Origin of the sequence: Mesorhizobium sp. M7A.F.Ca.CA.004.12.1.1 (assembly GCF_003997835.1) — a bacterium.
In the GTDB taxonomy this organism is placed as follows: Bacteria; Pseudomonadota; Alphaproteobacteria; order Rhizobiales; family Rhizobiaceae; genus Mesorhizobium.
Window position 1 is genome coordinate 1 of sequence record NZ_RZRK01000441.1, and the last position, 5239, is coordinate 5239.

The 5239-nt window shown below is 63.8% G+C and carries 4 protein-coding genes; 1 reads left to right on the forward strand and 3 read right to left on the reverse strand.

The features are described 5' to 3' along the window. Positions 1 to 241 precede the first annotated feature (241 nt). Together EN984_RS21880 and EN984_RS21885 are read right to left on the reverse strand one after the other, a co-directional pair. Positions 242 to 1507: a TCR/Tet family MFS transporter gene (locus tag EN984_RS21880; protein ID WP_127272755.1), complete on the reverse strand. Its 1266-nt coding sequence runs from the start codon at positions 1505 to 1507 to the stop codon at positions 242 to 244. Between the two features lie 156 nt (positions 1508 to 1663). After that, positions 1664 to 2566, reverse strand: a complete 903-nt coding sequence (locus EN984_RS21885) for a neutral zinc metallopeptidase (protein ID WP_127383943.1) — start codon at positions 2564 to 2566, stop codon at positions 1664 to 1666. Between the two features lie 181 nt (positions 2567 to 2747). Here EN984_RS21885 and EN984_RS21890 point away from each other — a divergent pair, with 181 nt between their 5' ends. Continuing rightward, entirely contained in the window at positions 2748 to 4823 is a 2076-nt protein-coding gene (locus EN984_RS21890) for a hypothetical protein (RefSeq protein ID WP_127273483.1), read from the forward strand. 157 nt (positions 4824 to 4980) lie between these two features. On the opposite strand, the gene EN984_RS21895 is transcribed toward EN984_RS21890, so the two are convergent. Then, positions 4981 to 5169 (reverse strand): hypothetical protein, encoded by a 189-nt coding sequence (locus tag EN984_RS21895; protein WP_127271214.1) that lies wholly within the window; start codon positions 5167 to 5169, stop codon positions 4981 to 4983. Positions 5170 to 5239: the final 70 nt, after the last annotated feature.

The following is a 5239-nucleotide window of genomic DNA, read 5'->3' on the forward strand; positions in this document are numbered from 1 at the left end:
CATTGACGGTTGTAGCCGGAGGGGCAGCGGGCGACTTCGCCAAGCCTCGGGCCGGATGGCCATCCGGCCCGAGGCTCAATCGCTTCCATCGCACATAATCATCTCGTGCAGATACAAGGGGCGGCGCAAGCGTCAGGACGATTGGCGCTTCACAGCGAACGCATCGGAATGTCCAAGCCACCGCCCGGCCCTCGCTGGCTTCTGGGATGGCCCTCCCAGGTGAGCGCAATGCGGCTGTGGCTCACACCTGCGCTCCATCTTCGGCGACGCCGGCGGAGACATTTGCGCGCGCCGCGGGCCTCGCCACCTTGGTGACGAAGACGATGACCGCCAGCGTCAGAAAACATGCGCCGACCAGATAGGGCGCACCGCCGAAGGTCACCGGCGCGCTTGGCCCGGTGAACCAGGAAAAGATCGCCGTATAGAGCAGCGGCGTGATGATCGAGGTGATCGAGAAGATCGAGGTCATCGCGCCCTGCAACTCGCCTTGTGCCGAGGGCGGCACCTTGGCGGCGGCGAGGCTCCTCAGCGGCGGATCGGCCAGCGCTTCCAGACAGCCGACGACGATCACCGCATAGATCATCCAGCCTTGCGACGCGAAGGCGTAGCCGAAGGCGCTGGCTGCCGTGAATGTCAGGCCGATGACCGCCGTCTTCCACTCGCCAAGCCTCGGGATCACGCGCGGCAGCACCGTCGCCATGACGATCGCACCGCACAGGCCGAAGGCGCCGAGCGAGAAGCCGATCTGCTGCTCGCTCCAGCCATAGCGGTAGCTGGAGACGAACGACCAGACCGCCGGATACATCATGTGTCCGAGCGTCATCAGGAAGAAGACAAGCCCGATCCAGCCGATGCCTTGATATTGGCGCATCTGCAGCAGCGTGCCGACCGGGTTGGCGCGTTTCCACTCGAAGCGGCGGCGATGCTTGTCATCGAGCGTTTCCGGGAGGAAAAACAACGCAATGAGGAAATTCACGAAGGCGAGCCCGGCGGCGAAATAGAATGGCACGCGCGGCCCGAACGTGCCGAGCAGCCCGCCCAGAACCGGCCCGATGACGAAGCCGACGCCAAACGCGATACCGAGCAGGCCGAAATTCTTTGCCCGGTTCTCATCGTTCGAGATATCCGCGATGAAGGCTGAAGTCGTCGAATAGCTGGCGCCTGAAATGCCGGCCAGCACACGCCCGATGAACAGCATCGGGTAGGACCAGGCGACCGCGCAGATCAGATTGTCGATGGAGAAGGTCAGCACCGATGCGAGCAGGATCGGCCGCCGCCCGAACCGGTCGCTCAAGCCACCCATGATCGGCGCGAAGACGAACTGCATCGCCGCATAGACGAACAACAGCCAGCCGCCTTCGATCGCCGCGCCACTGATGCTGACCCCGGTCAATTCCCTGAGATAGGCCGGCAGCACCGGCATGATCATGCCGAAGCCGATAATGTCGAGCAGCAGCGTGGTGAAGACGAGCGCAAGGCCCCGTCTGGCGGTTTTGGGGTCGATCATGCTGGGTCAAGCTCCTCTGCTCGCCCTCAGGCGCAGGCGGACGCAGCTTATAGGCGAGCTCGCGGCAAGGAACAATGCGGGAACAGGCCGAATCTGGTCATCCTGACACCCCCTGACGACAACATCGCCGGCAGGTGAAGCTTGAAAACGGTCTGGTCAGATCGGCCCACTCAGCGTGTTGCAATCCGACAGCTTGCCGCTCTTGTAACCACGCGCCAGCCAGGTCTGCCGCTGCTGCGAGGTGCCGTGGTTGAAGCTTTCCGGTACGACATAGCCCTGCGTCTTCTTCTGCAGCGTGTCGTCGCCGATCTTTTGGGCAGCATTGAGCGCCTCTTCGAAATCGCCCTGCTCCAAGATGCCCTTCTGCCCGGTGAAATGCGCCCACACGCCGGCGAAGCAGTCGGCTTGCAGCTCGATGCGCACCGACATCTGGTTGGCCTCCGCCTGGTCCATGCCTTGCCGCATCTGGTTGAACTTGGACATAATGCCCGTCAAGTTCTGCACGTGGTGGCCTACCTCGTGCGCGATCACATAGGCTTGGGCGAAGTCGCCAGAGGCGCCGAACTGTTGGTCGAGTTGCTGGAAGAAGGTTGTATCGAGATAGACCTTGTGGTCGCCCGGACAATAGAACGGCCCGGCGGCCGACGATGCCGAGCCGCAGGCCGAACGGATTTGGCCGCTGAACAGCACCAGCTTCGGGTCCTCATATGTCAGCCCCTGCGATTTGAAGATCCCGGTCCACGTGTCCTCGGTCTCGGCCAGCACGGTCGCCACGAACTGCTTCATCTCATCATTGGCGGGCGTAGCAGAGCCGCTGTCCTCGGGAATCTGGCCGCCGCCGCCCGGCGCCAGTCCGCCGCCGCCACCCAGGATCGTCGACGGATCGAAGCCGAAATACCATCCGGCCAGCACCACCAGGATGACGAGGAAGATGCTGCCGCCGCCACCGGTGCGGCCGCCGATCGGAATGCGGAACTGGCCACCGCCGCCGCCGAGCCCGCCACCGCCGCTGCGGTCGTCCTCGATATTGTCACTCTGACGACGGCCTCTCCAGAGCATGGCAACTCCTCGCGCTGCAAACTTCCCCGTTGTTGCGGGGCTCAACCCAACAAACAACTATCTCAATGGTTGCTCCAAGTCACAGCATTTTTCCAGACCGCGGCGGTTCTGGCATGACGGCCTCACCGCTCTGGCCGAGAGTGCGCAAGGCCTGTAGCATTGCTCGTGGATGGGGGATGTATTGGGCTTGAAGACGATCGGTTCGTTCCTGTCGCTGATTGCGGCGTTGTTTTGCCTCGGCACGCCGGTAGCCGGCGCGGTGACGCTCGATTCCAGCGTTGCCGTCACCGACCCCGCCACTTTGCAGGCATTGGAACGCGGCGGACTGTCGATCAGCCGCCTGCTGGGGCCAGCGCTCGGCCTGACCCGCGAGGTCGACAATCGCGGTCTGTTCTCGGTACCGGCTTTGGCGACGGTGCGCGACACAGTCAAGCAGCAGATCGCCGACGAGCCGAAGACCAGTCCGGACCCCTATGTCGCCGACATGGCCAGATCGAAGGACACCAGCCAGAAATTCAATCCGAAATACATCGACGACGACGGCTCGACGCTGGACCTCACCGGCGTTGTCAACCGCATGGACCGCGGCTATCTCGGCCACACCGAATGCGGCGAGATCCGGCTGATCTACCGCTTCCACTATTCGATCGCTGAAAAGCCGGTGAAGGGAAAGGCGGGCCAGCGCATTTCCTCGCGGCTGCCGTTGACCATGAGCCTGGTGTTCAACGCCAAACCCAGGCAGGCACAAGCGCGCGCCTCCAAGGACCTGCCAGGCGCCACCGATGTGTCCTGCGCCGATATTGCCCAGCGCTGGCTGGCAGCCGGAAAAAAGGACCTGCCGCCCGACCAGCTTGCCGCCTGGCTGCGCTCCGACGAGGGGCCGCTGTCGGGCGCCATGCTCAATTCGTCGCAGATCATGCGACTCGAACTCAACATGCAGGTGCTGCGCCTGTCTGCCTCGACGCGGCGCGATTTCGGCGGTCATGCCGAATACCTCCTGAAGATCTTCAAATGGGATCCGGCGACGTCCAGCTTCTATGAAGCGAAGATGGAAAACCAGATCGACCGCGCCACCGTGCTGGCCGACAAGCCGTCCTTTGCCAGATGGCTGCTCACCGACCGCAACGTCTACGATCTGGATCACGGCCGGCTGGTCATCGATGAAAAATTCCTGGCCAGGAGCGCCGTCTCCGTCGCACCCGGCGGCCTCAGCCGGTCGCAGAACAACATCGTCTACGGGCTGGTCGACGACGCCGACATCGACAAGGCGCTGAAGGACTACGTCGCCAGGGGCAATACGCTCGCCACCATCAAGTCGGCGGCCGGCTTCAAATTGCGGCTCAACGAGATGAGTTGCACCGGTTGCCATCAGACGCGCGGCATTGCCGGCTTTCATTACACCGGCGCCGATCCGGCCAGCGAGCCGCGCCGCAACGCCGTCTTCGTGCCGGGCTCGGCTGTGTTCTTCGCCGACCTGCCGCGCCGCCGCGCCATCGTCGAGCAGTTCGCCGCCGGCAGTCACCCGGACTTTACGCGCGGCTTCGCCGCCCGTCCGGACGCCAGATATGCCGAGGCGCTGAAAGGCACCGACCTCTACAATGGCTGGGGCTCGATCTGCTATCGCGGCGAGGATGCAAGTTTCAAGGACTGGAACTGCGGTGCGGGCCTGCGCTGCGCAGGTGTCCACGAAAGCGCCATCCATCCGGGCTTCGGCACCTGCGTCAGTGACGCGGGCACCGCGGTCGGTGATCCCGTCGAGTTCGGCGAGATCAGGATGTCGAGCTGGGGCAGCGACCAATATTGCCGCATCTCGCCGACCACCGCCAAGGCCTGCGCTATCGACCCGGCGCGGGACAAGAAGCCGCCGGTCAAGCTCGCCGGCTATGGCGCGGCGCGCCAGCGCTACGACAATCCGCAGCAGAAGACCGGCGGCTTTCCCGGTGGCATGCTGCGCAAGGCGAGCTGCGACAAGCTTCCCGACGAGGCGACGTGCGGACGTCTGGCCAAGACCGGCTTCAACGACTGCATCGCGTCGGGCAAGGACCACAAATTCTGCACGAAGGAATTCACCAAGACCGCCGGCCTGCGCGCCTGCGACAAGGCGCATCCCTGCCGCGAGGACTATATCTGCACCGCAGGCTATGACGATCTGGTGCAGGCAAAAGCCGGCAAAGGCACCTGCATCCCGCCCTATTTCATCTTCCAGTTCCGCGTCGACGGCCACCCGCGCAGCTGGGTGCAGGATGTCAGGGAGTGAGGGAACGGTTTGCCGCAGGCAAATTGAAAGGTCCACTGGACCTTTCAAAAGGCTCGAACGCCCGCAGCCATAGCGGAGGGCGATAGACACTGCCGCAAGAAAGGACGTAAACCACGTCCAACAGCGGCCTTGGCCTGCAGCCAATCACGTCAGACGCCTAATCTTCCTGTTTGGCGCCGGCGCTCTTGCCGTCAGAGCTCTTCGACCGTTCCTCGAAACGCGCCGCGCCCTTTTTAAGCGGACGGCCGGTTTCCGCCTCGGTCTTGCGCTCGTCCCTCGCCGCCGCCCGTTTCAGTCCCGCGGCCGCCTGCTTGCCCTTTGCGGTCGGTGCTTGTTCGATGCCCATCGCTTCCTCCGTTCGCGCGACAAAACGCGCGCTGTCGGGAGCAACGTGCCCGGCGTGCGACGGTTCCGGC